The organism is Pseudomonas wayambapalatensis, assembly GCF_049942315.1.
In the GTDB taxonomy this organism is placed as follows: Bacteria; Pseudomonadota; Gammaproteobacteria; order Pseudomonadales; family Pseudomonadaceae; genus Aquipseudomonas; species Aquipseudomonas wayambapalatensis.
On sequence record NZ_JBNFMU010000220.1, the window covers coordinates 1 to 24126 of the forward strand.

Below are 24126 nucleotides of genomic sequence, written 5' to 3' on the forward strand. Positions count from 1 at the left end.
GCCGATGGTAGTGTGGGGTTTCCCCATGTGAGAGTAGGTCATCGTCAAGATTCATTTCGCAAAACCCCTATCTGCGCGAGCAGGTAGGGGTTTTGTCTTTCTGGCGTTTACTAAATCGCACCTGCAGCAGCTTGCTGGACACCAATCGTAACGTCCTTTGCAGAGCACCATCTCCCACATTTCGGGTCGGAACACTAGAATAGAGCCGAGATTCCCAGCAGATCCCCCTATGCCCAACCCTGTCGATCCCGAAGCGCTGGCACGCCTGCCGTTGGAAGAGCTCGTGGCTTGCCACGAGTGCGACCTGCTGCTGCGCAAGCCCGTGCTGCAGCATGACGAAAAGGCGCAGTGCCCGCGCTGCGGCTATGAGCTCTACGCCCACCGCCACAATGTCGTCAATCGCAGCTTGGCCCTGGTGCTGACGGCGTTGTTTCTCTACATTCCGGCCAACTTCCTGCCGATCATGCAACTGCACCTGCTCGGTCAGACCTCTGACGACACGGTGTGGAGCGGTGTGCTGGGCCTGTACAACTCACAAATGCGTGGCATCGCCGTGGTGGTGTTTCTCTGCAGCATGGCTATTCCGTTGCTCAAGCTGCTGTGCCAACTCCTGGTACTGCTGAGCATTCGCCTGAATATCGGTCGTGGTCATGGCCTGCTGTTCTATCGCATCTATCATCACCTTCGGGAGTGGGGGATGCTCGAGGTGTACTTCATGGGCGTGCTGGTAGCGATCGTCAAGCTGGTCGACCTGGCGCAGCTGACCGTCGGGCTGGGTTTGTTCTGCTTTATCAGCCTGTTGCTGGTGCAGGTGTGGCTGGAGGTGGTGATGTCGCCGCATCAGATATGGGTAGCGCTTTCCGGGGAGGACACCCATGCGGGCGATTGATGCCGGTATCCTGGTCTGCAATGAATGTCATGAGCTCAATCGCCAGGAGCCGGGCAGCGACTCGCAGACCTGCACTCGCTGCGGTGCCATCGTGCATGCGCGTCGCCCCAACAGTATCGTGCGCACCTGGGCGCTGCTCGTCACTGCGATGATCTTGTACATCCCGGCCAACCTGCTGCCGATCATGACGGTCAGTACATTGGGCAAGGGCAGTCCGGACACCATCATGTCCGGGGTCATCACCCTGATGAAGCATGGCATGCTGCCCATTGCTGCGGTGGTTTTCATCGCCAGTATCCTGGTGCCGACGTTCAAGCTGGTGGGCATTGGCCTCCTGCTTTACTCGGTGCAGCGTCATCAGCCGCTCTCGGCTCGGCAGCGGATCCTGATGTACCGCTTTATCGAATTCATCGGTCGCTGGTCGATGCTCGACATCTTCGTCATCGCCATTCTGGTGGCGGTGGTGAATTTCGGTCGTATCGCCAGTGTCGAAGCCAACCTGGGCGCCGTCGCCTTTGCCAGTGTGGTGATCCTGACGATGCTTGCTGCTTTAACTTTCGATCCCCGACTGATCTGGGATAACACGGAGTCGGACGACGACCATGAGTGACTTGCCAACGGCCAAAACACGCCCAGCCTCGAACTGGTCGGCCATCTGGATTCTGCCGCTGATTGCCCTGATGATCGGGGGTTGGCTTGCCTGGCAGGCCTATCGTGACGCTGGCGTGGAGATCCAGGTACGTTTCGAGACTGGCGAGGGTATCGTCGCCAACAAGACCGAGGTGATCTACAAAGGCATGTCGGTGGGCAAGGTTACCAGCCTGGTGCTGGATGCCGAGGGCAGCAACACGGGTGTGATCGCCACCATCGAGATGAACAAGGCGGCGGAGCCGCACATGAATAAAGGCACGCGCTTCTGGTTGGTCAAGCCGAGTGTCAGCCTGGCCGGGATCTCCGGATTGGAGACACTGGTTTCCGGCAATTACATCGCCGTTGATCCGGGGCAGGGCGAGCCGACACGCCGCTTCACCGCGCTGGCCGAGGCGCCACCGCTTTCTGACCGGGAGCCTGGCCTGCACCTGACGCTCAAGGCCGAGCGCCTGGGCTCGCTCAATCGTGAGAGCCCGGTGTTCTACAAGCAGATCCAGGTGGGCAAGGTAAAAAGCTATCGCCTGTCAGACGATCATGGAACGGTCGAGATCAAGCTGTTCATCGAGCCTGAATACGCAAGCCTGGTACGCAAGCACACGCGTTTCTGGAATGCCAGCGGCATCAGCATCGATGCCAACCTGTCAGGCGTCAAGGTGCGCAGCGAGTCGCTTTCGAGCATCGTGGCGGGCGGCATCGCCTTCGCCACCCCAGAGCATCGCAAGGACAGCCCGCCCACCGATCCGAGCCTGCCGTTCCGTCTCTATGAGGACTTCGAGGCGGCTCAGGCCGGTATCCGCATCAAGGTGCACCTGACCGATTACGAAGGCCTGCAGGCTGGGCGTACTCCGGTGATGTACAAGGGTATCCAGGTGGGTTCCATGAAGACGTTGAAGATCGATGATGGTCTAGACGGCGCCATGGCTGAGCTCACGCTGGACCCGCTGGCTGAGGACTACCTGGTGGAGGGCACCCAGTTCTGGGTGGTCAAGCCGTCCATTTCATTGGCGGGCATCACCGGCCTTGAGGCACTGGTAAAGGGTAACTACATCGCCATCCGACCGGGTGAGAAAGGTGCGCGACCGCAGCGTGAGTTCGAGGCTCGGGCCAAGGCGCCACCGCTCGATCTCAAGGCGCCGGGCCTGCACCTGGTGCTGTTCGCTGACACGCTCGGCTCGCTCGAGGTCGGTAGCCCGGTAACCTATCGCCAGGTCAAGGTCGGTAGCGTGCAGAGCTATCAGTTCGCTCGCAACAGCAAGCGTATCCTGATTGGTGTGCATATCGAGAAAGAGTATGCCGGCCTGGTGAACGGCTCGACGCGCTTCTGGAATGCCAGCGGCATCACCCTCACCGGCGGCCTGTCGGGTATCAAGATCAAGAGTGAGTCGTTGCAGACCCTGATGGCCGGCGGCATCGCCTTCGATACACCACAGCAGAACGTACCGCTCAAGCGACACATTCCGCGCTTCCGCCTGCTGGAGAACGAGGAGGCGGCCAACCGCGCCGGCACTCTGGTGACCATCCGTGTAGACCGTGCCGATGGCCTCAAGCCCGGTACGCCGATTCGCTTCCGTGGCCTGGATGTAGGCAGCATTGAAAGCGTCGACCTGACCTCCGACCTGCAGGCGGTGCTGCTGCGAGCGCGGATCACCGATGCCGCAGACCGTATTGCCCGGGCAGGCACGCAATTCTGGGTGGTGAAGCCGGCATTCGGGCTGGTGCGCACAGAGAACCTCGACACCCTGATCGGCGGCCAGTACCTGGAGGTACAGCCGGCACTGAAGAGTCAGGGCCCGCAGCGGGACTTCATCGCCTTGCCCGAAGCGCCGGAGGTGGTTGGTCAGGAAGTCGGGCTACCGCTGACGTTGAGTGCCTCGCGTCGTGGATCGATAAAGCCGGGTGTGCCAGTCACCTATCGTGAAGTGCAGGTTGGCAAGGTCACGGGCTACGAGCTGGGGCAGAGTGCGGATCGGGTGTTGATCCATATCCTGATCGAGCCGCGTTATGCTGCCTTGGTGCGTGGCGGCAGCCGTTTCTGGAACAGCAGTGGCTTCGGCTTTGACTGGGGACTGTTCAAGGGGGCTACAGTGAGGACCGAATCGCTGGAAACCCTCATCGATGGAGGGATCGCCTTCGCCACGCCGGATGGCGAGCAGATGGGCAATCCCGCACGGCCGCAGCAGACCTTCGCTTTGTTCGACAAGCCGGATGATGCCTGGCTGCAGTGGGCGCCGAAGATCCCGGTGGGCAAGTAGCAATGAAGTCGGGCCGCTTATCGCGGCCCGGTTTCATTGGGTAGCCTGACGCTGTCCACATAAATCGCAGGCAACAAAAAACCGACCCTGAGGTCGGTTTTTGTTAAAGCGCGTCGCTTAGGCAGCTGCAGCTTCTTTCAGTGCCTTGATGTGGCCATTCAGACGGCCTTTGTGGCGAGCAGCTTTATTCTTGTGGATGATACCTTTATCGGCCATACGGTCGATTACAGGTACAGCCAGAGTGTAGGCAGCTTGCGCTTTTTCGGCGTCTTTAGCGTCGATGGCCTTGACTACGTTCTTGATGTAGGTACGGACCATGGAACGCAGGCTGGCGTTGTGGCTGCGACGCTTCTCAGCCTGTTTTGCACGTTTCTTGGCGGAAGGTGTGTTGGCCACCGTCGAGCTCCTCGAAAGACTTTTGGGTAAATAGCAAACAAATAAGGCCGCGAATCATGCCGATGAGTCGGACGGATGTCAAGGCCAGTTGCAAGGATCTGCCGAGTGGCATGTGCGCGCGTAAGGAGAGATTCCTTTCTACGCAACGACCTGTAAACTCGGGAGTTTTTGGCACCCCTGCAAAGAAGCGGGATTATCGCACACTCGGGCGCCAACTGGCAGCGCTCTCAAGTCCCAGGCGTAAAACTTTTCGATGAACCTGCTCAAATCCCTGGCTGCAGTCAGCTCTATCACCATGATTTCGCGGGTGCTGGGCTTCGTGCGCGACACCATTCTGGCGCGGGTCTTCGGTGCCGGCATCGCCACCGACGCCTTCTTCATTGCCTTCAAACTGCCCAACCTGCTGCGGCGTATCTTCGCCGAGGGCGCGTTTTCCCAGGCTTTCGTGCCCATCCTTGCCGAGTACAAGACCCAGCAGGGCGAGGAGGCCACGCGCACTTTCATCGCCTATGTCAGTGGCCTGCTCACGCTGGTCCTGGCTCTGGTCACTGCCCTGGGCATACTCGCCGCGCCCTGGGTGGTGTGGGTCACAGCCCCCGGTTTTGTCGACAGTGCCGAGAAATACGAACTCACCACCGCACTGTTGAGGGTGACATTTCCTTATATATTGCTGATATCCCTGTCGTCGCTCGTCGGGGCGATCCTCAATACCTGGAACCGCTTCTCTGTACCTGCCTTCACGCCAACGCTGCTGAACGTGGCGATGATCGCCTTCGCCGTGTTCCTCACCCCGTACTTCGATCCGCCGATCATGGCCCTGGCCTGGGGCGTTCTGGCGGGCGGCCTGGCGCAGTTGCTGTACCAGCTGCCAGCCTTGAAGAAGATCGGCATGCTCGTGCTGCCACGGCTGAACCTGCGGGATACCGGGGTATGGCGCGTGCTCAAGCAGATGCTGCCGGCGATCCTCGGGGTGTCGGTGAGCCAGATTTCGCTGATCATCAACACCATCTTCGCGTCCTTCCTGGTGGCCGGCTCTGTATCCTGGATGTACTACGCCGACCGCCTGATGGAGCTGCCCTCCGGTGTATTGGGCGTGGCGCTGGGCACCATCCTCCTGCCCACGCTGGCCAAGACCTACGCCAACAAGGACCGCGAAGAGTATTCGCGAATCCTCGACTGGGGCCTGCGCCTGTGCTTCCTGCTGGTGCTGCCCTGCACGCTGGCCCTGGCGATCCTTGCCGAACCACTGACCGTGGCGCTGTTCCAGTACGGCAAGTTCACCGCCACCGATGCGGCCATGACCCAGCGAGCGCTGATCGCCTATTCGGTGGGGCTGCTGGCGATCATCCTGGTCAAGGTTCTGGCGCCTGGCTTCTATGCGCAACAGAACATCCGTACGCCAGTCAAGATCGCCATCTTCACCCTGGTCTGCACGCAATTGTTCAACCTCGCCCTGATCGGTCCGCTGCAGCACGCCGGTCTGGCCCTGGCCATCAGCCTGGGAGCCTGCCTCAACGCCGGGCTGCTGTTCTGGAAACTGCGCAGCCAGGGCCTGTTCCAGCCCCAGGCGGGCTGGGCGATGTTCCTGCTCAAGCTGGTACTGGCAGTTGGGCTGATGTCCGTTGTGCTGCTGTTGGGCATGCACTTCATGCCGCCATGGGCGCAGGGCGGCATGCTCGAGCGCTTCCTGCGTCTGGGCGCATTGATTGGCGCGGGCGTGGTGACTTACTTTGGTTGCCTTTTCCTGTGTGGTTTCCGGCCCCGGCATTTCGCTCGCAAGGCACTTCACTAGGGCGCGGACAGGGTCAGACGTCGGTTTTTCGCATTCCATGGCCCACAGTGGCACTGCTGCCTGTCACCAGCGCCCCGGTGTGGTTATAATCGGCCACTTTATGAGCAAGAAGCGCGTTATGCAGCTGGTTCGAGGTCTTCACAACCTGCGCCCCGAGCACCGGGGCTGTGTCGCCACCATTGGCAACTTCGACGGGGTTCACCGGGGCCACCAGGCCATCCTGGCGCGCTTGCGTGAGCGCGGCCAGGAGCTGGGCCTACCCACCTGCGTGGTAATCTTCGAGCCGCAGCCACGTGAGTACTTCGCCCCGGACACCGCGCCGGCCCGGTTGGCGCGTCTGCGCGACAAGGTCGAGCTGCTGGCCGGCGAAGGCATCGACCGGGTGCTGTGCCTGGCCTTCAACCAGCGCCTGAGCAAGCTCAGTGCCGATCAGTTCGTCAAGGCGGTGCTGGTGGACGGCCTGGGCGTGCGGCACCTGGAGGTCGGTGACGACTTCCGCTTCGGTTGTGATCGCGCAGGTGACTTCGATTTCCTGGTCGAGGCCGGCCAGCAGTACGGGTTCACCGTCGAGGCGGCCAACACCGTGATCCAGGACGGCCTGCGCGTCAGCAGCACCGAAGTGCGCAAGGCTTTGGCCGAAGCCGACTTCGAGCTGGCCGAGCACTTGCTGGGCCGTCCGTATCGTATTACCGGGCGCGTGTTGCACGGCCAGAAACTGGCCCGTCAGCTCGGCACGCCCACCGCCAACATCCAGCTCAAGCGCCGTCGCGTACCGCTGTCCGGGGTCTACCTGACCAGCATCGAGATCGACGGCACGCCCTGGCCGGGTGTCGGCAACATCGGGGTTCGTCCTACCGTCAAGGGTGATGGGCGTCCCCACCTGGAAATCCACCTCCTGGACTACACCGGCGACCTCTATGGCCGGCGTCTGACAGTGGAGTTCCACCACAAGCTGCGCGAGGAGCAGCGATTCGCCTCCCTGGAGGCGCTGAAGTCGGCGATCGACGCGGACATCGCCGCCGCGCGTGCCCACTGGCACGCTCAACCGCTAACCAAGAGCCTGAAATGACCGACTACAAAGCCACGCTTAACCTTCCGGACACCGCCTTCCCCATGAAGGCCGGCCTGCCTCAGCGCGAACCGCAGATCCTGCAGCGCTGGGACAGCATTGGCCTGTACCGGAAGTTGCGCGAGATTGGCAAGGATCGTCCGAAGTTCGTCCTGCACGACGGCCCGCCCTATGCCAACGGCAAAATCCACATCGGTCACGCGCTGAACAAGATTCTCAAGGACATGATCGTCCGCTCCAAGACCCTGTCGGGCTTCGACGCGCCCTATGTACCGGGCTGGGACTGCCATGGCCTGCCGATCGAGCACAAGGTCGAGGTCACCCATGGCAAGCACCTGACGCCCGACCAGACCCGCGAGCTGTGCCGCACCTATGCCGCCGAGCAGATCGAAGGGCAGAAGAGCGAATTCATCCGCCTGGGTGTGCTGGGTGACTGGGACAACCCCTACAAGACCATGGACTTCGCCAACGAAGCTGGCGAGATCCGCGCCCTGGCCGAGATGGTCAAGCAGGGCTTCGTGTTCAAGGGCCTCAAGCCGGTGAACTGGTGCTTCGATTGCGGTTCGGCCCTGGCCGAGGCCGAGGTCGAATATGCCGACAAGAAATCCCAGACCATCGATGTGGCCTTCCCGATCGCCGACCAGGACAAACTGGCCGCCGCCTTCGGCCTGGCTTCGCTGGCCAAGCCTGCCGCGATCGTGATCTGGACCACCACCCCCTGGACCATCCCGGCCAACCAGGCGCTGAACATCCACCCGGATTTCAACTACGCCCTGGTCGATACCGGCGAGCGCCTGCTGGTGCTGGCCGAGGAGCTGGTCGAGTCGTGCCTGAAGCGTTATGCGCTGGAAGGCTCGGTAGTGGCCACGGCGCCAGGCAAGGCGCTGGAGCTGATCAATTTCCGCCACCCGTTCTACGAGCGCTTGTCGCCCATCTACCTGGCCGAGTACGTCGAGCTGGGCGCCGGTACTGGTGTGGTCCACTCCGCACCGGCCTACGGTGAGGACGACTTCGTCACCTGCAAGCGCTACGGCATGGTCAACGACGACATCCTCACGCCAGTGCAGAGCAACGGCGTGTACGCGCCATCGCTGGAGTTCTTCGGTGGCCAGTTCATCTGGAAGGCCAATCCGGCCATCGTCGAGAAACTGCAGGAAGTCGGTGCGCTGCTGCACACCGAAACCATCAGCCACAGCTACATGCACTGCTGGCGCCACAAGACCCCGCTGATCTACCGTGCCACCGCACAGTGGTTCGTGGGCATGGACAAGCAGCCCAACAACGGTGAAAACCTGCGCGAGCGCGCGCTCAAGGCCATCGAGGACACCAAGTTCGTGCCGTCCTGGGGCCAGGCGCGCCTGCACGCGATGATCGCCAACCGTCCTGACTGGTGCATCTCGCGCCAGCGCAACTGGGGCGTCCCTATCCCGTTCTTCCTCGACAAGCAGACCGGCGAACTGCACCCTCGCACCGTCGAACTGATGGAAGAAGTGGCCAAGCGCGTCGAGAAAGAAGGTATCGAGGCCTGGTTCAAGCTCGACGCCCAGGAGCTGCTGGGTGACGAGGCCGGCCAGTACGACAAGATCGCCGACACCCTCGACGTCTGGTTCGACTCCGGCACCACCCACTGGCACGTGCTGCGTGGCTCGCACGACATCGGCCACACCACCGGTCCGCGCGCCGACCTGTATCTGGAGGGCTCCGACCAGCACCGCGGCTGGTTCCACTCCTCCTTGCTGACCGGTTGCGCCATCGACGGTCACGCGCCGTACCGCGAGCTGCTGACCCACGGTTTCACCGTGGACGAGAACGGCCGCAAGATGTCCAAGTCGCTGGGTAACACCATCGAGCCGGAAAAGGTCAACAACACCCTGGGCGCCGACATCCTGCGCCTGTGGGTCTCGGCCACCGACTACTCTGGCGAGATGGCCGTTTCCGAGCAGATCCTGCAGCGCAGCGCCGACGCCTACCGGCGTATCCGCAACACCGCGCGCTTCCTGCTCTCCAACCTGTCCGGCTTCGACCCGGCGCGTGACCTGCTGCCGGCCGAAGACATGCTGGCGCTGGACCGCTGGGCGGTCGACCGCACCCTGCTGCTGCAGCGCGAGCTGGAAGAGAACTACGCCGAGTACCGGTTCTGGAACGTCTACTCCAAGGTGCACAACTTCTGTGTGCAGGAGCTGGGCGGCTTCTACCTCGACATCATCAAGGACCGCCAGTACACCACCGGCGCCAACAGCGTCGCGCGCCGCTCCTGCCAGACCGCGCTGTACCACATCAGCGAGGCGCTGGTGCGCTGGATCGCGCCGATCCTGGCCTTCACCGCTGACGAGATCTGGCAGTACCTGCCGGGCGAGCGCAACGAGTCGGTCATGCTCAACACCTGGTACCAGGGCCTGAGCGAGCTGCCGCAGGACAGCGAGCTGGATCGCGCCTACTGGGACCGCATCATGGCGGTCAAGGCAGCGGTCAACAAGGAGCTGGAGAACCAGCGCGTGGCCAAGGTCATCGGTGGCAACCTGCAGGCCGAAGTCACGCTCTTCGCCGAGGAAGGCCTGAGCGCCGACCTGGCCAAGCTGGGCGACGAGCTGCGCTTCGTGCTGATCACCTCTGCCGCCAGCGTGGTGCCGTTCGTCCAGGCGCCGGCCGAGGCGGTGACAACCGAAGTCGAAGGCCTCAAGCTGAAAGTGGTCAAGTCCGGCCACGCCAAGTGCGGCCGTTGCTGGCACTTCCGCGCCGACGTCGGCAGCCATCCGGAGCACCCGGAGATCTGCGCTCGCTGCGTCGACAACATCAGCGGCAACGGTGAGGTGCGCCACTATGCCTAATCCTGCAGCGGGGCGCTTCGGGCGCCTTGCCTGGCTCTGGCTGAGCCTGGTGGTCCTGGTCCTCGACCAGGCCACCAAGCTGTATTTCGATAACGCCCTGACCATGTACCAGCAGATCGTGGTCATCCCCGACTACTTCAGCTGGACCCTGGCCTACAACACCGGCGCGGCCTTCAGTTTCCTGGCCGACAGCTCGGGCTGGCAGCGCTGGCTGTTCGCCCTGATCGCCGTGGTGGTCAGTGTCGTGCTGGTGGTCTGGCTCAAGCGCCTGGGGCGCAACGAGACCTGGCTGGCGGTCGCGCTGGCCCTGGTGCTGGGCGGTGCCATCGGCAACCTGTGGGACCGCGTCGTGCTGGGGCATGTGGTCGATTTCATCCTCGTCCACTGGCGCAACACCCACTACTTCCCGGCCTTCAACCTGGCTGACAGCGCGATTTCCGTCGGTGCGGTGATGCTGGCGCTGGACATGTTCAAGAGCAAGAAAACCGAGGAGCCGGTCCATGACTGAGACCCGTATCGGCCAGAACACCGAAGTCACCCTGCACTTCGCGTTGCACCTGGAAAACGGCGACACCGTCGACAGCACCTTCGACAAGGCTCCAGCCGTGTTCAAGGTCGGCGATGGCAACCTGCTACCGGGCTTCGAGACTGCACTGTTCGGCTTCAAGGCCGGCGACGAGCGCAAGCTGACCATCGCCCCTGAGAACGCCTTCGGTCAGCCTAACCCGCAGAACGTACAGGTGATGCCCCGGTCGCAGTTCGACGGCATGGAGCTGTCCGAGGGCCTGCTGGTGATCTTCAACGATGCCGCCAACACCGAGCTTCCAGGTGTGGTGAAAGCCTTCGATGACAACCAGGTGACCATCGACTTCAACCATCCGCTGGCTGGCAAGACCCTGAACTTCGAGGTCAAGATCCTCGATGTGAAGGCGCTGTGAGCCTGGAGCCGAGCATGCAAATCAAACTCGCCAATCCACGTGGCTTCTGCGCGGGTGTCGACCGGGCGATCGAAATCGTCAACCGTGCCCTGGAAGTTTTCGGGCCGCCGATCTACGTGCGCCACGAAGTGGTGCACAACAAGTTCGTCGTCGAGGACCTGCGCAACCGTGGCGCGATCTTCGTCGAAGAGCTGGATCAGGTCCCGGACGATGTGATCGTCATCTTCAGTGCCCATGGTGTGTCCCAGGCGGTACGCCAGGAAGCCGCCGGGCGTGGCCTGAAGGTGTTCGATGCCACCTGCCCGTTGGTGACCAAGGTGCATATCGAGGTTGCCAAGTACAGCCGCGACGGCCGTGAGACCATCCTCATCGGCCACGAAGGGCACCCGGAAGTCGAAGGCACCATGGGCCAGTATGACGCCAGCAATGGCGGCGCCATCTACCTCGTCGAGGACGAGAAGGATGTCGCCACCCTGCAGGTCCGCGACCCAGACCACCTGGCGTTCGTCACCCAGACCACCCTGTCCATGGACGATACCAGTCGCGTCATCGATGCCCTGCGCGCACGCTTCCCGAATATCGGCGGCCCACGCAAGGACGACATCTGCTACGCGACCCAGAACCGCCAGGATGCGGTCAAGCAACTGGCCGACGAGTGTGATGTGGTACTGGTGGTCGGCAGCCCGAACAGTTCCAACTCCAACCGTCTGCGCGAGCTGGCCGAGCGCATGAGCACCCCGGCCTACCTGATCGACGGTGCCGAAGACCTGCAGCGTGCCTGGTTCGACGGCGTACAGCGCATCGGCATCACCGCAGGCGCTTCTGCGCCCGAGGTGCTGGTGCGTGGGGTGATCGAGCAGCTCAAAACCTGGGGCGCTACGGGCGCTGAAGAGCTCGACGGGCGTGAAGAGAACATCACCTTCTCGATGCCAAAGGAGCTGCGGGTTCGCTCGCTGATCTGATCAGGGGGCTGCGCAGCGCGGTGCTTCGCTCGCCCCGCTGCGCAGGCTGACTCGCCCGCTAGGTGCGACAACGACCCGATGCTGACTGTTGCCCTGCGCGCGTTGGCAGACCTGCAAGGTGCCGCCGGAAAATGCGCCATTGTCGCGCAGGGGGACGCCCAGGCCACTGAATCTCAGTTTTTCCAGGTTGGCAGCGATCCTCACGGATCGGCCCAGCCGATGCTCGCGCAACAGTTGCTGGTCTCCCTCTTGCACTGTTTGCCAACCCTTCCCCCAATCCCCCTCCAGTGGTTGCACCACAACGCTCCGGTTCTGCAGCAGGGCGTGGCTACGTGCACTTCGCAGGCTCTGCGCCAGGTCACGGGCGGCTGCGGCCTGGCGAAGGTCTTCGGTTAAGTTGGCGTAGGCCGGTGCCGCGAGCTGTGTCAGAAGCGCGAGCATGGCCAGTACGCTCATCATTTGTATCAGTGTTACTCCCTGTTGCAGCATCGTGCATTCCTCCCTGGAAGTGCTTCGCTGTAGCTTCGGTGCTGCGGACCAGGAGGTCCAGTCAGCCAGGCCGGTCATGCTTGGCGGGAAATTTCGCAGGAGGCGAAACCATGGTGCACAGGGAGCGGGGCATGACCTTGCTGGAAGTGGTGTTGGCAGTGCTGGTGCTGTCGCTCGGGCTGTTCGCCGCGGCGGCATCGCAGATACGCGCAGTGCAGGTCGGCGAAGGGGCGCGGCGCGATGCGCAGGTCGTGCAGTTGGCGCACTTGTTGTTCGAGCGGGTGAGGGCGAGCGGCACCCTTGAACCCGAGGCGCTGCACAGTTGGCGCGCCCTGATCGGTTCGCTGCTGGGCGAGAGCGGCGAGGGGCGGGCGGTGGTGACCGGGGAGTGGTTGCAACTGGAGATTCGCTGGCACGACCCACGCGGCAGCGAGGCGCAGGTCATCGCGCTGCAGGGCCGGGTGTTGCCATGATGAGCCGACAGCAAGGCTTCGGCCTGTTGGAGGCCTTGCTGGCACTGGCCTTGGGCTTGATGCTGCTGGCCGCAGCGGGGCAGGCCCTGGTCTCGGCCCAGCAGGCCTGGCGCATGCAAGGCGCGTTGTCGCGGATGCAGGATGACGCGTCGCTGGCCTTGCACCGGCTGGCGCAGGACATTCGCATGACCGGCATGTTTGGTTGCCTGGCAGCCGAAACCCTCGAGTTCATCGACCCATCTGCTGCACAGGCCTTTGCCCAGCCCTTGCAGATATCCCACGCCGGCAATGGCCGCGAGGCCACGCTCAGCCTGGTGACCGCCGATGTACCAGGGGCCGGAGGAAACCCGGACTGGACGCTGCTCACCGACTGTCTCGCCTGGGCACAAGTGCATCCGGCACGCCAGCCCGGCAGCGGCACCACGCTGGCTTTCCCGCTGCGGCGGCAGACCTACCGCTTTCAAGGCGACAGCCTGATGCTCAGCGGCGGCGGCATGAATGCCGTGCTCATCGACAATGTGCGTGCTTTTCGCGCCACCCGTGTCGTGGGCAATGACGGGGAGCGTGTGGACCTGCAGTTGACCCTTGTCGACCCTGTGCTGGACATCGAGCGGGACTACGCGCTGAGCGTTGCCCTGCGCAACCGGTTGCCACCGTCATGAGCGCCCAGCGCGGAATGGTCTTGCTGCTGGCCCTGGTGCTGAGCCTGCTGCTTGGTCTGTTCTCCATCTCGGCCCTGCGTGACACGCTGCAGCAGATAGCCTTGGCGGGCAGCGCGCTGGCGGCGGCGCGCGCCTTTGAAGAGGCCGAGGCGAGCCTGCTGGCGGGCGCGCTGCAGCTTGCCCTGGCGCCCCCCTCGCCCTGCCAGGTGTGCGCCCCACCGCCCGCACCCCATGACCTGATTGATGGGCGCCCACCTTGGCAGGCCAGCGAGCACGGTTTCTTCCAGGTGCAGCAACTGGGCGTTAGTACCCGCGCTGCGCACATGCCGGAAGGGGCAAGGGTGGTTCTGTTCCGGATCACTGCGGTAAGCCGTCAGGCCCGCGCACGGCAGGTACTGGAGGCGATCTATGCGGTCGAGCCCGGACAGGCCCAGGCACCCCGGCGTATCGCCTGGCGCCAGCGATTCAGGGGGGCTTGAGATGCAACGTGGCCTAAGCCTTATGGAGCTGTTGCTTGTCGTGGCCGTGACCGGCATTCTGGCGAGCGTTGCCTATCCCAGCTACAGCGACCAGCTTCGGCGTGCCGCGCGCGGCGAAGTGGTCGGCCTGCTGCACGATGCCGCCCAGCGTCTGGAATATCACTACGCCCGTACCGGCCAGTATGCCGACAGCGAGCAGTGGCAGACACCGCTGCCCGAGGGTAGCCGTTTCTACCGCCTGCGAGCCTGGCGCGAGCACGGCCAGTATCGGCTACTGGCCGAGCGTCAGGCCCAGGGGCTGATGGCGCGTGATCGTTGTGGCGACTACCAGCTTGACCAGGCCGGTGTGCGCGCAAACCCCGGGGCGCTGGATGAGGCGGATTGTTGGTGAGGCGTTTTTACTTCAGGTGTTGGATCGACAGATGAGCAAGCACGTAGTGATTGTCGGTGGCGGGGTGATCGGTCTGCTGACTGCGTTCAACCTGGCCGCAAAGGTTGACCGGGTGGTGGTGTGCGACCAGGGCGAGGTCGGCCGTGAGTCGTCCTGGGCCGGCGGTGGTATCGTCTCGCCGCTGTATCCGTGGCGCTACAGCCCGGCGGTGACCGCCCTGGCGCATTGGTCGCAGGATTTTTATCCACAGTTGGGCGAGCGCCTGTTCGCCAGCACGGGTGTCGACCCTGAAGTGCACACCACCGGTCTGTACTGGCTCGACCTCGACGATGAAGCCCAGGCCCTGGCCTGGGCTGCGCGCGAACAACGTCCCTTGAGCGCCGTGGATATCTCGGCGGCCTATGACGCCGTGCCAGTCCTCGGCCCAGGCTTCCAGCGCGCCATCTACATGGCTGGCGTGGCCAACGTGCGCAACCCGCGCCTGGTGAAGTCGCTCAAAGCCGCGTTGCTGGCGCTGCCCAACGTCAGTCTGCGCGAGCACTGCCAGATCAGCGGTTTCGCCCAGGAAGGCGGGCGTGTGACCGGTGTGCTGACGAATGAAGGCGTGCTGAGCGCCGACGAGGTGGTGCTCAGTGCCGGTGCCTGGAGTGGTGACCTGTTGCGCTCCCTGGGGCTGGAATTGCCGGTGGAGCCGGTAAAGGGGCAGATGATCCTGCTCAAGTGCGATGCCGACTTCCTGCCAAGCATGGTACTGGCCAAGGGGCGTTATGCGATTCCGCGGCGTGACGGGCATATCCTGGTGGGCAGCACGCTTGAGCACGAGGGCTTCGACAAGACCCCGACCGAGGCAGCGCTGCAAAGCCTGCGGGCTTCGGCGATCGAGCTGTTGCCGCAACTGAAGGACGCGCCAGTCGTTGGGCATTGGGCCGGGCTGCGACCGGGCTCGCCTGAAGGCATTCCCTACATCGGACCGGTGCCTGGGCATGCGGGGTTGTGGCTCAACTGCGGGCATTACCGCAACGGTCTGGTGCTGGCGCCTGCTTCGTGCCAGTTGTTTACCGACCTGCTGACCGGGGCCGAGCCGATCATCGATCCTGCGCCCTACGCGCCGGCCGGGCGTCTGGGCTGAAAACATGCAGCGGCCTTGCGTTGCGCAAGGCCGCTGCGGACTCTGCCAGCCTTCAGTGCCGGTGCGGCGCCTGCAGGTGCCGGCTCGGGTAATGCTGCTCGTACACCTTGCACACCCTGAGCACCTGTTCATCGGCAAAGCGCGCGCCCACCACCTGCAGCCCCACCGGCAACCCCTCGTGCGTGAAACCGCAGGGGACCGACGCCGCAGGCTGCTGGGTCAGGTTGAACGGGTAGCTGAACGGCGTCCACTCCATCCACTGCGCCATGCCCGACCCTGGCGGCACGTTGTGCCCGGCTTCGAACGCGACCAGCGGCAGCATCGGTGACAGCAGCACGTCATGACGCTGGTGGAAGGCGTTCATCTGCGCGATCAGCTCGGCGCGTGCTTCCAGGGCGTGGGTGTAATCGGCCAGGCTGATGCCGGCCCCCTGTTCGGCGATGCCGCGCAGGCCCGGGTCGAGCAAGTCCCGCTGTGCCTCGCTCAGTCCACTGGCCAAGCGTGCCGCGCCAGCGAACCACAGGGTATTGAAGGTCTGCAGCGGGTCGCTGAAGCCTGGATCGACTTCCTCTACCGTTGCCCCCAGGCGCGCCAGGCGCTGCACGGCTTGGGCCACCAAGGCCTGGATCTGCGGATCGACCTTTATGTAGCCGAAGTCGGCGCTGTAGGCGATGCGCAGGCCGCGCAGGTCGGTCGAGTCGTCCAGCCAGGGCGACTGGCGCGGGGCTCCGGCCAGGCCGTCGCGCGGGTCGGGGCGGGCCACGCAGTCGAGCATCAGCACGGCGTCATCCACCGTACGGGTCATCGGCCCCAGGTGCGACAGCACGGTCATGGCGCTGGCTGGCCACTGCGGTACGTAGCCGAAGGTCGGCTTGATGCCGAAGGTGCCGGTGAAGGCGCAGGGGATTCGAATCGAGCCACCGGCATCGCTGCCCTGGTGCAGCACGCCGAGGTTGAGCGCCGCTGCTGCTGCCGCACCGCCAGACGACCCGCCGGCGGTCAGACGGGTATCCCAGGGGTTGCGGGTGATGCCGTACAACGGGTTGTCGGTGACCCCTTTCCAGCCGAACTCCGGCGTTGCGGTCTTGCCCACCAGCACTGCGCCAGCCTCGCGCATGAAGGCGCTGAAGGGCGCATCGACTTCCCACGGCCCGGCGCCTGAGCTGGTGCGCGAGCCTTTGCGGGTCGGCATGCCGCGGGTCAAGGTCAGGTCCTTGATCGACGCGGGCAGGCCGTCCAGGCGCCCGCACGGCTCGCCACGCTGCCAGCGGCGTTCGCTGGCGCGGGCCGCCGCGCGCGCGCCTTCACCGTCGACATGGCAGTAGGCGTTGACGGCAGGGTTGTGCAGGTCGATGCGGGCCAGCACGTCGTCGATCACTTCGAGCGGCGACAACTGGCGGCGTCGGTACAGTTCGAGCAGCTCGGTGGCACTGAATTCACCGATGGCGGTCTTGCCTGTCATCTCAATGGGCTCCCGGGTTGGCGGCCTGGACCATGGCGCGCAGCAGCACATCGCAGCCGTCTGCCAGGTCCTGCGGCGCGGCGTTCTCGATTTCGTTGTGGCTGATGCCGCCTTCGCACGGCACGAAGATCATCCCGGCCGGGCCCAGCTCGGCGAGGAAGATCGCATCGTGGCCAGCGCCACTGACGATGTCCATGTGGCTCAGGCCCAGCGTGCGCGCACCCTGGCGTACCGCATCGACGCACTGCTCGGCGAAGTACAAGGGTGGGAAGTCGGCGGTGGGGGTCAGCTCGAAACTCAGGCCATGGCGGGCGGCACTGGCCTCGATCACCTCGCGCACCTCGGCGACCATCGCATCCAGTTGGACGGGGTCGAGGTGGCGCAGGTCGAGGGTCATCTGCACCTGGCCGGGAATCACGTTGCGCGAACCAGGGTGCAGGTTCAGGCAGCCGACGGTGCCGCAGGCATGTGGCTGGTGGGCGTGGGCCACGCGGTTGACTGCGGCCACCACCTCGGCAGCGCCAACCAGCGCATCCTTGCGCAGGTGCATCGGCGTCGGGCCTGCATGCGCCTCGACGCCGGTGAGTACCAAGTCGAACCATTTCTGGCCCAGGCAGCCCTGAACCACACCGATGGTGGTGCGCTGGTCCTCCAGCACAGGCCCTTGTTCGATATGCGCTTCGAAATAAGCGCCGACCGGATGCCCGGTGGGCACCCGCGGGCCGGCGTAACCGATGCGCTGGAGCTCCGCGCCCACCGAAAGGCCTTGTTCGTCGACCTTGTCGAGGGTCTCCTGCAGGCCGAACTTACCGGCAAACACCCCCGACCCCATCATGCACGGTGGGAAGCGCGAGCCTTCTTCGTTGGTCCACACCACCACTTCCAGTGGGGCCTCGGTCTGCAGGCCAAGGTCATTGAGGGTGCGCACCACTTCGAGCCCGGCCATGACGCCGTAGCAGCCGTCGAACTTGCCTCCGGTGGGTTGGGTATCGATATGGCTGCCGGTCATGACCGGCGCCAGTGCCGGGTTGCGTCCTGCGCGGCGGGCGAAGATGTTGCCGATGGCGTCGACACTGACCGTGCAGCCGGCCTCCTCGCACCAGCGCACGAACAGGTCGCGGGCCTGTCGGTCGAGATCGGTCAGCGCCAGGCGGCACACGCCGCCCTTGGCCGTGGCGCCGAGCCGGGCCAGGTCCATCAGCGATTGCCAGAGGCGCTCGCGGTTGACCAGGGCGCCCTGGCCGAGCAGGTGTTGCGAGGGATCGATGCGGGTGTTCATGGGGCGTCTCTCCTGTAGCAAATAGGGGGCTTCTTCGCGGGCGGCGCGTGGCGATATCCCAGTGGGAGCGGGCTTGCCCGCGAAGAGGCCGATACAGAGCAATGCCTGAAATCAGGCACTCAGCGCCAGGTAGCGGTTCTTGATGCTCGGGTCGTCGCGAAACTGTGCGGCGGTTCCCTGGTAGGCCACGCGACCCTGTTCGAGCACGTAGTGACGGTCGGCCAAGGCATCGCAGACCATCAGGTTCTGCTCCACCAGCAGGATCGACAGGCCCTCGTCCTTGATCCGCCGCAGGATCTTCACCAACTCGTCGACGATCACCGGCGCCAGCCCCTCGGTCGGCTCATCGAGGATCAGCAACCGCGGGCCATTGAGCAGGGCCCGGGCGATCGCCAGCATCTGCTGCTCGCCACCCGACAGCGCGAAGCCGCCGTTACGGCGGCGCTCTTCCAGGCGCGGGAACATCGCGTAGACGTCACGCAGTTGCCAGCGGCTCTCCTTGCGCGTGGCGATCTTCAGGTTTTCCTCGACACTGAGCTGGCGAAAGATGCCGCGGTGCTCCGGCACCAGGGCGATGCCCCGGCGGGCGATATCGAAGATTTCGCGGCCGACCAGAGGCTGGCCATCGAAGCTGATCTGGCCCTGGCGTGGCCGCACGATGCCGAGGATGCTGCGCAGGGTGGTGGTCTTGCCGGCGCCGTTACGCCCCAGCAGGGTCACCAGTTCGCCGGCACCGACCTGCAGGGAGACGCCTTCGAGCACGTGGCTTTTGTCGTAGTAGGAATGGATCGAGTCGACGTTGAGCATCAGGCGGCCTCTCCAAGGTAGGCGGTGCGCACGCGTTCGTCGTTGCGCACGAATTCCGGGGTGCCCTCGACCAGGATCTGGCCGTGGCTCATGACGGTGATGCGTTGGCTGATCGACATGACGATGCTCATGTTGTGCTCGATCAGCAGCACGGTGTGGTCGCGGCCCAGATCGCTGATCAGCTCGGTCATCAGCGGAATGTCGTCGATGCCCATGCCGGAGGTGGGTTCGTCGAGCATCAGCAGGCTTGGCTTGGCGCAGATCGACATGCCGACTTCCAGTACGCGCTGCTGGCCATGGGAGAGTTCGCCGGCGAGGGTGTCGGCACGGCCTGTGAGTTTCAGGCGCTCGAGCACCTGGTCGGCGGTGTCCCAGTGGCTGCGCTTGTGCTCGACGCTGCGCCAGAAGTTCAGCGCGCCCAGGCCGTCGCGGCCCTGGGCGGCCAGGCGCAGGTTCTCGCGCACCGAGAGGTTCTGGAACAGGCTGGTGAGCTGGAACGAGCGCGCCATGCCCAGGGCCACGCGGCCATGGGAGGGCTTGCGGACGATGTCGCGGCCATTGAACAGGATGCTGCCGGCGGTGGCCTGGCGTTCGCCGGTCAGGCAGTGGAACAGGCTGGTCTTGCCGGCGCCGTTGGGGCCGATGACCGTGTGGATGGTGCCAGGGCGGACTTTCAGGTCGACACCGCCGACTGCGCGGAACGGCCCGTAGGCCAGCTCCAGGTTGCGGGTTTCCAGCAGGAACTCGCTCATCACAAGGTCTCCTTGGTCTTGGTCGACAACGTACGCCCCGGACGCAGGCGCTTGCCCAGCTCGGCCAGGCCGCCCCACAGGCCGCCACGCATGAACACCACCACCAGGATCAGGATGAGCCCGAGCAGCATCAGCCAACGCGGCCACAGCTCCGACAGCACGTCGCCCAGCACCACGATGGCGCCGGCCCCCAGCAGCGAGCCGAACAGCGAGCCCGTGCCGCCGATGATGGTCATGATCAGGATGTTCTCGCTCATCATCAGGTCGATGTTCGACAGCGGTGCAAAGTGCAGCAGCATGGCGTAAAGCGCCCCGGCGATACCGGTGATGGCGCCGGACAGCATGAACACCAGGATCTTGAAGTGGCGGGTGTCGTAGCCGATCGCCGCCGCGCGGGTCTCGTTCTCGCGGATCGCCAGCAAGGTGCTGCCGAAGGGCGAGCGGATCACCCGCAGGGCGAAGGCGAAAATCAACAGGAACAGCAGGGCGACGAAGGCATAGAAATGCCGAGGGTCGGCCAGATCGACCAGTACATGACCGAAGACCTCGATATTCGGCCGCGGCACGTCGAGCAGGCCGTTGTCGCCACCGGTCCAGCCGCTGAGGGTGTAGGCCAGGAAGTACGCCATCTGGCTGAAGGCCAGGGTCAGCATGACGAAGTAGATGCCCTTGCGCCGGATCGCCAGTGCGCCGACCAGCAGCGCCAGCAACGCACCGAATACCGCAGCGCCCAGCAGCGCGGCGAACAGCCCCCATTTCAGATGGATCATCAGCAGTGCCGCGCCATAGGCACCCACGCCGAAGAAAATGCCCTGGCCGAACGACAGCAGGCCGGTGTAGCCCAGCAGCAGGTTGCAGGCGAGCGCCGCCAGGGCAAAGATCAGGATCTCGGTGGCCAGCGTGGCCGAAGGCAGCACTAACGGCAGCAGCACCAGGCTGGCGACCACCAGCAACAGCAGGACGGGCGTGCGCGGCCCGACCGGTAATGGATTCTTCTCGCTCATCAATCATGCTCTCCCGAACAGGCCATAGGGACGGACCAGGATCACCGCGGCCATCGCCCCGTAGATCATCAGGCTGGCGCCTTGCGGCCAGAGGCTGGTCATCATGCTTTGCACCACGCCGACCAGCAGTCCACCGACCAGCGCGCCGCCGAACGAACCCATGCCGCCGATCACCACCACTACGAAGGCGATGCCGAGGATCTCCGGGCCGACGAAGGGCTGGGCACCGCGCAACGGCGCGAACAGCACCCCGGCGACACCGGCCAGGCCCACACCGAGGGCGAAGGTCAGGGAGAACAGGCGGAAGATGTTGGTGCCCAGCAGCGACACGGTTTCGGTGCTTTCACTGCCGGCGCGTACCAGGGCACCGAAGCGCGTGCGTTCGAGCAGCAGCCACAAGGCCAGGCCGATCAGCGCGGCGAAGCCGATCAGGAACAGGCGGTAGTAGGGGTAGATGAAGTCGCCCAGGATCACCACGCCACGGAGCTCCGGCGGTACGGCGATGTTCTTGCCCACCGGCCCCCAGATCAGGACCGAGGCTTCCTGGATGATCAGGGCGATGCCCAGGGTGACCAGGATCTGGAAGGTGTGCGGCAGGTGGTAGATGCGCTTGATCAGCAGGCGCTCCACCGCCCAGGCCAGCGCTGCCACGACCAGCGGGGCGATCAGCAATGCCAGCCAGAAGTTGCCGGTCAGAGCCACGGCGGTGTAGCACAGGTAGGCGCCGAGCAGGAAGAACGCCCCGTGGGCGAAGTTGACGAAGTTCAGCAGGCCGAAAATGATCGTCAGGCCTACGGCGATGAGGAAGTAGATCATCCCCAGGCCCAGGCCGTTGAGCAGTTGGAACAGGTACAATTCGAGCATGAGCGTGCCCTCGACAGCGCGCGGCGCGGCTGCCTGTACAGGTGTGTTTGACTGGCGGCGCGGCCTCAGGCCAGGGCGCAACCGGTGTGATCGACCTCGACGAACGAGCGGCCCGAACTGATGACTTCAGCCAGGTCGTCCTCGTCGCGCAACTGCCCCTGGGGCTTGCCGCGCAGCAGGTAGTAGTCCTTGAGCACCTGGTGGTCGCCAGGGCGGATCAGCTCTTCGCCGGTCGGGCCCTGGAAGCGCATGCCCTGCAAGGCCCTGGCGACGCTGGCGCCGTCGAAGGTGCCAGCCTGGACGATGGCGTCGAGCATGACCTTGGTGCCGATGTAGTCGGCGGCCAGCGGATAGTTGGGGTTGATTCCATAGGCCTTCTGCGTGGCGGCGACCAGCGCCTTGTTCAGCGGCGTATCCACCTGATGCCAGTACTGGGCGCCCAGGTAGACCCCTTCGAGCACATCGCTGCCCAGCTCCTGGAACTGGTCGAGCCCTGCCGACCAGACCAGCAGCACCTTCATCCGCTCCTTGATGCCGAAGTTGACCGCCTGGCGCAGGGCGTTGGACGACTGGCTGCCGAAGTTCAGCAGCACCAGCACGTCGGGCTTGGCGGCGATGGCATTGGTCAGGTACCCGGAGAACTCCTGTTCCTGCAGCGAGTGGTAGCTGTTGCCGATGTGCTCGACACCGAACTCGGCAAAAACCTTGCGCGCATTGTCCAGCAGCGCATCGCCGAACACGTATTGCGGGGTGATGGTGTACCAGCGCTTGGCTTGCGGCAGCTGGCGGATCATCGGCACCAGGGTTTCGCGAATCGCGCCGTAGGTCGGCACCGACCAGCGGAATGTCGAGAGATTGCAATCCTTGCCGGTGATCTCGTCGGCGCCGACCGGGGTCATGAACACGCCGCCGGCCTTGTTGATTTCCTTGGACACGGCCAGGGCGGAGGAAGACAGGGTGCAACCCTGGAAGAATCTCGCACCGTCCTGGCCGATGGCTTCCTGGACCTTGCGCACGGCCTTGCCGGCATTGCCTTCGGTGTCGATGACCTTGTACTGCAGCGGCCGCCCCAGCAGTTGCGGGTGCTCGGCGATGGCCAGGCGCGAGCCCATGTCGGCGTACTTGCCGTAGCTGGCGAAGGCGCCGGACATCGACTTGAGCCCGTAGAAGACCAGCGGCTGTTCGGCGAATGCCCGCTGCGCTCCCAGGGGGAGACTGCCGAGGGCACCCAGGGCAAGACCTGCCTTGAGCAGGGTACGTCTTTGCATGGATAACTCCTTGATTCTGGTTATTAGGCAGGAGTGGCAATGGCAAAGCGGGTACGGCGGGGCCTGTAGGCAGGCCTCTGTGCAGGCTGGATCAGTGGTGGTGCTCGAACTCCAGCAGGAAGTTGCGTTCGACCTCGCCCTCCAGCGCGGTCATGTGATGTTCGGCGTCGCACATGTGCTCGTGCATCAGCCGGCGCACGGCCTTTTCATCGCTGGCGCGCAGGGCGACCAGCAGTTGCTTGTGGTAGTCGATGTTGGCCGCGGCGAACTGCTGGCGCTTGGGCAGGTAGGCCTTCTTCAGTACCACCAGGTCGCGCAGCAGGTCGTTGAGGAACACCGCCATGAAGCGCAGCAGCGGATTGGGGCAGCGGCGTGCCAGCAAGGTGTGGAACTCGATTTCCGCCAGGCGCTGTTCGCGCTGGCCCTGCTCGCTGTCTTCCGGGGTGCTGCAGAAGTCGATGTTGGCCTGCAGCGCGGCATAGTCGGCGTCGCTGAGCTGCCCCATCACGGCCACTGCCAACTCGACCTCGATGACCTTGCGCAACTGGTAGACCTGTTCGCCGTCCAGATGCTGGAAGTGCAGGTAGTTGCGCAGCGCACGACTGGCCGGCTCGGTGCCCACTTCAGCGAGATAGGCGCCGCCGGTCGGGCCGGTGCGGGTGTTGACCAGCCCTTCGACCTCCAGGGCCTTGAGTGCCTCGCGGGCGGTCCCTTTGGAGCATTCGAAGTGCTCCATCAACTCGCGTTCGGTGGGCAGGCGATCACCGGGGCGCAAGGCTTCGGTGACGATCGAGCGCTTGACCGATTCGACGATCAAGTCCGAGAGCTTCTGGCGCTTGCGTTTGGGCTTGAGCATTTCGTTATTTTTCATATTTATGCGGATAAATAGGATTTAGCGAGTTTTGTCGGGCAGGGTCAATGGTGGCGGGGGAGAGGGGTCGCAAATGGAGCTAAAGGGTCGGGGAGGGATAAGCGGGCCTTGCCCAGGAATCTGAAAACTGGCCCCCTCCTGCACTGGGGGGAGCCAGTTGTCGGCAATCAACCTTGTCGGCCAGGACCCTGCTCGAGGTGGGCCTGGCTGCAGTACCAGTCCTTGCCGAGCTTGAGTGCCCGGTCGTTGGGCAGGTGTACACCGCAATGGGCGCAGCGCACCATGGTCAAGGGGTCTTCGAGGCGTGGCTCGGGGCGTGATTGCTGGCTGATCTTGAATTTACGCCACAGCCAGAACGCGGCGGCGATCAGGGCGATCCAGAAGAGTAGACGAACCATGGTGTCCAGCTTGTCGTGAAT

25 protein-coding genes are annotated in these 24126 nt (G+C 64.2%); 14 read left to right on the top strand and 11 right to left on the bottom strand.

The features are described from left to right. Window positions 1–229: 229 nt before the first annotated feature. From ACPZMI_RS19845 to ACPZMI_RS19855, 3 genes are read left to right on the top strand one after another with little or no spacing between them, the layout of a single operon-like run. Window positions 230–889 (top strand): paraquat-inducible protein A, encoded by a 660-nt coding sequence (locus ACPZMI_RS19845; RefSeq protein WP_186667581.1) that lies wholly within the window; start codon window positions 230–232, stop codon window positions 887–889. After that, window positions 876–1499, top strand: a complete 624-nt coding sequence (locus ACPZMI_RS19850) for a paraquat-inducible protein A (RefSeq protein WP_186667582.1) — start codon at window positions 876–878, stop codon at window positions 1497–1499. Before ACPZMI_RS19845 ends, ACPZMI_RS19850 begins: the two co-directional genes overlap by 14 nt. Beyond that, window positions 1492–3792, top strand: coding sequence for a PqiB family protein (locus ACPZMI_RS19855; protein WP_186711888.1), 2301 nt, complete (start codon window positions 1492–1494; stop codon window positions 3790–3792). Before ACPZMI_RS19850 ends, ACPZMI_RS19855 begins: the two co-directional genes overlap by 8 nt. A 117-nt stretch (window positions 3793–3909) precedes the next feature. Here the strand turns inward: ACPZMI_RS19855 and rpsT are convergent, their stop codons facing one another. Further along, complete coding sequence (gene rpsT / locus ACPZMI_RS19860) at window positions 3910–4188, bottom strand: 30S ribosomal protein S20 (RefSeq protein ID WP_029614579.1); 279 nt, start codon at window positions 4186–4188, stop codon at window positions 3910–3912. A gap of 253 nt (window positions 4189–4441) precedes the next feature. On the opposite strand from rpsT, the gene murJ reads away from it, so the two are divergent. From murJ to ispH, 6 genes are all read left to right on the top strand, one after another. After that, window positions 4442–5980: a murein biosynthesis integral membrane protein MurJ gene (murJ, locus tag ACPZMI_RS19865; protein WP_186721946.1), complete on the top strand. Its 1539-nt coding sequence runs from the start codon at window positions 4442–4444 to the stop codon at window positions 5978–5980. A 118-nt stretch (window positions 5981–6098) separates the two neighbouring features. After that, window positions 6099–7049, top strand: a complete 951-nt coding sequence (gene ribF, locus ACPZMI_RS19870) for a bifunctional riboflavin kinase/FAD synthetase (RefSeq protein ID WP_186667585.1) — start codon at window positions 6099–6101, stop codon at window positions 7047–7049. Then, the gene (ileS, locus tag ACPZMI_RS19875; protein WP_186709454.1) at window positions 7046–9877 is read left to right on the top strand and encodes an isoleucine--tRNA ligase; all 2832 of its coding nucleotides are present in this window, start codon (window positions 7046–7048) and stop codon (window positions 9875–9877) included. The genes ribF and ileS overlap by 4 nt, the downstream gene beginning before the upstream one ends. Continuing rightward, window positions 9870–10385, top strand: coding sequence for a signal peptidase II (lspA, locus tag ACPZMI_RS19880; protein ID WP_186667587.1), 516 nt, complete (start codon window positions 9870–9872; stop codon window positions 10383–10385). Before ileS ends, lspA begins: the two co-directional genes overlap by 8 nt. Then, window positions 10378–10815, top strand: a complete 438-nt coding sequence (locus tag ACPZMI_RS19885) for an FKBP-type peptidyl-prolyl cis-trans isomerase (RefSeq protein ID WP_065863423.1) — start codon at window positions 10378–10380, stop codon at window positions 10813–10815. The genes lspA and ACPZMI_RS19885 overlap by 8 nt, the downstream gene beginning before the upstream one ends. 14 nt (window positions 10816–10829) lie before the next feature. Then, a complete protein-coding gene (ispH, locus tag ACPZMI_RS19890; RefSeq protein ID WP_186667588.1) occupies window positions 10830–11777 on the top strand; it encodes a 4-hydroxy-3-methylbut-2-enyl diphosphate reductase in 948 nt (315 codons plus the stop codon). On the opposite strand, the gene ACPZMI_RS19895 is transcribed toward ispH, so the two are convergent. After that, entirely contained in the window at window positions 11778–12266 is a 489-nt protein-coding gene (locus tag ACPZMI_RS19895) for a GspH/FimT family pseudopilin (RefSeq protein WP_426352896.1), read from the bottom strand. A 131-nt stretch (window positions 12267–12397) separates the two neighbouring features. Here ACPZMI_RS19895 and ACPZMI_RS19900 point away from each other — a divergent pair, with 131 nt between their 5' ends. Genes ACPZMI_RS19900 through thiO form a run of 5 tightly spaced genes read left to right on the top strand, consistent with a single transcriptional unit; the run spans window position 12398 to window position 15400 of the window. Further along, on the top strand, window positions 12398–12739 hold the full coding sequence (locus ACPZMI_RS19900) for a hypothetical protein (RefSeq protein ID WP_426352897.1): 342 nt from the start codon (window positions 12398–12400) through the stop codon (window positions 12737–12739). Beyond that, window positions 12736–13401 carry a PilW family protein gene (locus tag ACPZMI_RS19905; RefSeq protein WP_186709442.1) on the top strand — a complete coding sequence of 222 codons (666 nt, stop codon included), beginning with the start codon at window positions 12736–12738 and terminating at the stop codon, window positions 13399–13401. The genes ACPZMI_RS19900 and ACPZMI_RS19905 overlap by 4 nt, the downstream gene beginning before the upstream one ends. Next, window positions 13398–13880, top strand: a complete 483-nt coding sequence (locus ACPZMI_RS19910; RefSeq protein ID WP_426352898.1) for a hypothetical protein — start codon at window positions 13398–13400, stop codon at window positions 13878–13880. Before ACPZMI_RS19905 ends, ACPZMI_RS19910 begins: the two co-directional genes overlap by 4 nt. 1 nt (window position 13881) lies before the next feature. Next, window positions 13882–14271 carry a type IV pilin protein gene (locus ACPZMI_RS19915; protein WP_186667592.1) on the top strand — a complete coding sequence of 130 codons (390 nt, stop codon included), beginning with the start codon at window positions 13882–13884 and terminating at the stop codon, window positions 14269–14271. A 31-nt stretch (window positions 14272–14302) separates the two neighbouring features. Further along, on the top strand, window positions 14303–15400 hold the full coding sequence (thiO, locus tag ACPZMI_RS19920; protein ID WP_426352899.1) for a glycine oxidase ThiO: 1098 nt from the start codon (window positions 14303–14305) through the stop codon (window positions 15398–15400). 52 nt (window positions 15401–15452) lie between these two features. Here thiO and ACPZMI_RS19925 read toward each other — a convergent pair whose 3' ends face one another. The 9 genes from ACPZMI_RS19925 to ACPZMI_RS19965 all read right to left on the bottom strand — a co-directional run bounded on the left by ACPZMI_RS19925 (window position 15453) and on the right by ACPZMI_RS19965 (window position 24105). Next, window positions 15453–16862, bottom strand: coding sequence for an amidase (locus ACPZMI_RS19925; RefSeq protein WP_426352900.1), 1410 nt, complete (start codon window positions 16860–16862; stop codon window positions 15453–15455). A gap of 1 nt (window position 16863) precedes the next feature. After that, on the bottom strand, window positions 16864–18141 hold the full coding sequence (locus tag ACPZMI_RS19930) for a Zn-dependent hydrolase (protein ID WP_426352901.1): 1278 nt from the start codon (window positions 18139–18141) through the stop codon (window positions 16864–16866). Between the two features lie 111 nt (window positions 18142–18252). Further along, window positions 18253–18948 carry an ABC transporter ATP-binding protein gene (locus ACPZMI_RS19935; RefSeq protein ID WP_063542818.1) on the bottom strand — a complete coding sequence of 232 codons (696 nt, stop codon included), beginning with the start codon at window positions 18946–18948 and terminating at the stop codon, window positions 18253–18255. Next, window positions 18948–19700 carry an ABC transporter ATP-binding protein gene (locus ACPZMI_RS19940; RefSeq protein ID WP_186721957.1) on the bottom strand — a complete coding sequence of 251 codons (753 nt, stop codon included), beginning with the start codon at window positions 19698–19700 and terminating at the stop codon, window positions 18948–18950. Before ACPZMI_RS19940 ends, ACPZMI_RS19935 begins: the two co-directional genes overlap by 1 nt. Then, window positions 19700–20704, bottom strand: coding sequence for a branched-chain amino acid ABC transporter permease (locus ACPZMI_RS19945; protein WP_186667596.1), 1005 nt, complete (start codon window positions 20702–20704; stop codon window positions 19700–19702). Before ACPZMI_RS19945 ends, ACPZMI_RS19940 begins: the two co-directional genes overlap by 1 nt. 3 nt (window positions 20705–20707) lie before the next feature. After that, window positions 20708–21568 carry a branched-chain amino acid ABC transporter permease gene (locus ACPZMI_RS19950; RefSeq protein WP_186667597.1) on the bottom strand — a complete coding sequence of 287 codons (861 nt, stop codon included), beginning with the start codon at window positions 21566–21568 and terminating at the stop codon, window positions 20708–20710. Window positions 21569–21633: 65 nt separating this feature from the next. Continuing rightward, window positions 21634–22836 (bottom strand): ABC transporter substrate-binding protein, encoded by a 1203-nt coding sequence (locus tag ACPZMI_RS19955; protein ID WP_054895111.1) that lies wholly within the window; start codon window positions 22834–22836, stop codon window positions 21634–21636. 91 nt (window positions 22837–22927) lie between these two features. Next, the gene (locus tag ACPZMI_RS19960; RefSeq protein WP_186667599.1) at window positions 22928–23692 is read right to left on the bottom strand and encodes a FadR/GntR family transcriptional regulator; all 765 of its coding nucleotides are present in this window, start codon (window positions 23690–23692) and stop codon (window positions 22928–22930) included. Between the two features lie 182 nt (window positions 23693–23874). Beyond that, window positions 23875–24105, bottom strand: a complete 231-nt coding sequence (locus ACPZMI_RS19965) for a PP0621 family protein (protein ID WP_063542822.1) — start codon at window positions 24103–24105, stop codon at window positions 23875–23877. Window positions 24106–24126 lie beyond the last annotated feature (21 nt).

What these genes read in the sequence shown, in the direction of transcription:
- ACPZMI_RS19845 (WP_186667581.1), top strand. Translation starts at nt 230, where the DNA reads ATGCCCAACCCTGTCGATCCCGAAGCGCTGGCACGCCTGCCGTTGGAA.
- ACPZMI_RS19850 (WP_186667582.1), top strand. Translation starts at nt 876, where the DNA reads ATGCGGGCGATTGATGCCGGTATCCTGGTCTGCAATGAATGTCATGAG.
- ACPZMI_RS19855 (WP_186711888.1), top strand. Translation starts at nt 1,492, where the DNA reads ATGAGTGACTTGCCAACGGCCAAAACACGCCCAGCCTCGAACTGGTCG.
- murJ (WP_186721946.1), top strand. Translation starts at nt 4,442, where the DNA reads ATGAACCTGCTCAAATCCCTGGCTGCAGTCAGCTCTATCACCATGATT.
- ribF (WP_186667585.1), top strand. Translation starts at nt 6,099, where the DNA reads ATGCAGCTGGTTCGAGGTCTTCACAACCTGCGCCCCGAGCACCGGGGC.
- ileS (WP_186709454.1), top strand. Translation starts at nt 7,046, where the DNA reads ATGACCGACTACAAAGCCACGCTTAACCTTCCGGACACCGCCTTCCCC.
- lspA (WP_186667587.1), top strand. Translation starts at nt 9,870, where the DNA reads ATGCCTAATCCTGCAGCGGGGCGCTTCGGGCGCCTTGCCTGGCTCTGG.
- ACPZMI_RS19885 (WP_065863423.1), top strand. Translation starts at nt 10,378, where the DNA reads ATGACTGAGACCCGTATCGGCCAGAACACCGAAGTCACCCTGCACTTC.
- ispH (WP_186667588.1), top strand. Translation starts at nt 10,830, where the DNA reads ATGCAAATCAAACTCGCCAATCCACGTGGCTTCTGCGCGGGTGTCGAC.
- ACPZMI_RS19895 (WP_426352896.1), bottom strand. Translation starts at nt 12,266, where the DNA reads ATGCTGCAACAGGGAGTAACACTGATACAAATGATGAGCGTACTGGCC.
- ACPZMI_RS19900 (WP_426352897.1), top strand. Translation starts at nt 12,398, where the DNA reads ATGACCTTGCTGGAAGTGGTGTTGGCAGTGCTGGTGCTGTCGCTCGGG.
- ACPZMI_RS19905 (WP_186709442.1), top strand. Translation starts at nt 12,736, where the DNA reads ATGATGAGCCGACAGCAAGGCTTCGGCCTGTTGGAGGCCTTGCTGGCA.
- ACPZMI_RS19910 (WP_426352898.1), top strand. Translation starts at nt 13,398, where the DNA reads ATGAGCGCCCAGCGCGGAATGGTCTTGCTGCTGGCCCTGGTGCTGAGC.
- ACPZMI_RS19915 (WP_186667592.1), top strand. Translation starts at nt 13,882, where the DNA reads ATGCAACGTGGCCTAAGCCTTATGGAGCTGTTGCTTGTCGTGGCCGTG.
- thiO (WP_426352899.1), top strand. Translation starts at nt 14,303, where the DNA reads ATGAGCAAGCACGTAGTGATTGTCGGTGGCGGGGTGATCGGTCTGCTG.
- ACPZMI_RS19925 (WP_426352900.1), bottom strand. Translation starts at nt 16,862, where the DNA reads ATGACAGGCAAGACCGCCATCGGTGAATTCAGTGCCACCGAGCTGCTC.
- ACPZMI_RS19930 (WP_426352901.1), bottom strand. Translation starts at nt 18,141, where the DNA reads ATGAACACCCGCATCGATCCCTCGCAACACCTGCTCGGCCAGGGCGCC.
- ACPZMI_RS19935 (WP_063542818.1), bottom strand. Translation starts at nt 18,948, where the DNA reads ATGCTCAACGTCGACTCGATCCATTCCTACTACGACAAAAGCCACGTG.
- ACPZMI_RS19940 (WP_186721957.1), bottom strand. Translation starts at nt 19,700, where the DNA reads ATGAGCGAGTTCCTGCTGGAAACCCGCAACCTGGAGCTGGCCTACGGG.
- ACPZMI_RS19945 (WP_186667596.1), bottom strand. Translation starts at nt 20,704, where the DNA reads ATGAGCGAGAAGAATCCATTACCGGTCGGGCCGCGCACGCCCGTCCTG.
- ACPZMI_RS19950 (WP_186667597.1), bottom strand. Translation starts at nt 21,568, where the DNA reads ATGCTCGAATTGTACCTGTTCCAACTGCTCAACGGCCTGGGCCTGGGG.
- ACPZMI_RS19955 (WP_054895111.1), bottom strand. Translation starts at nt 22,836, where the DNA reads ATGCAAAGACGTACCCTGCTCAAGGCAGGTCTTGCCCTGGGTGCCCTC.
- ACPZMI_RS19960 (WP_186667599.1), bottom strand. Translation starts at nt 23,692, where the DNA reads ATGCTCAAGCCCAAACGCAAGCGCCAGAAGCTCTCGGACTTGATCGTC.
- ACPZMI_RS19965 (WP_063542822.1), bottom strand. Translation starts at nt 24,105, where the DNA reads ATGGTTCGTCTACTCTTCTGGATCGCCCTGATCGCCGCCGCGTTCTGG.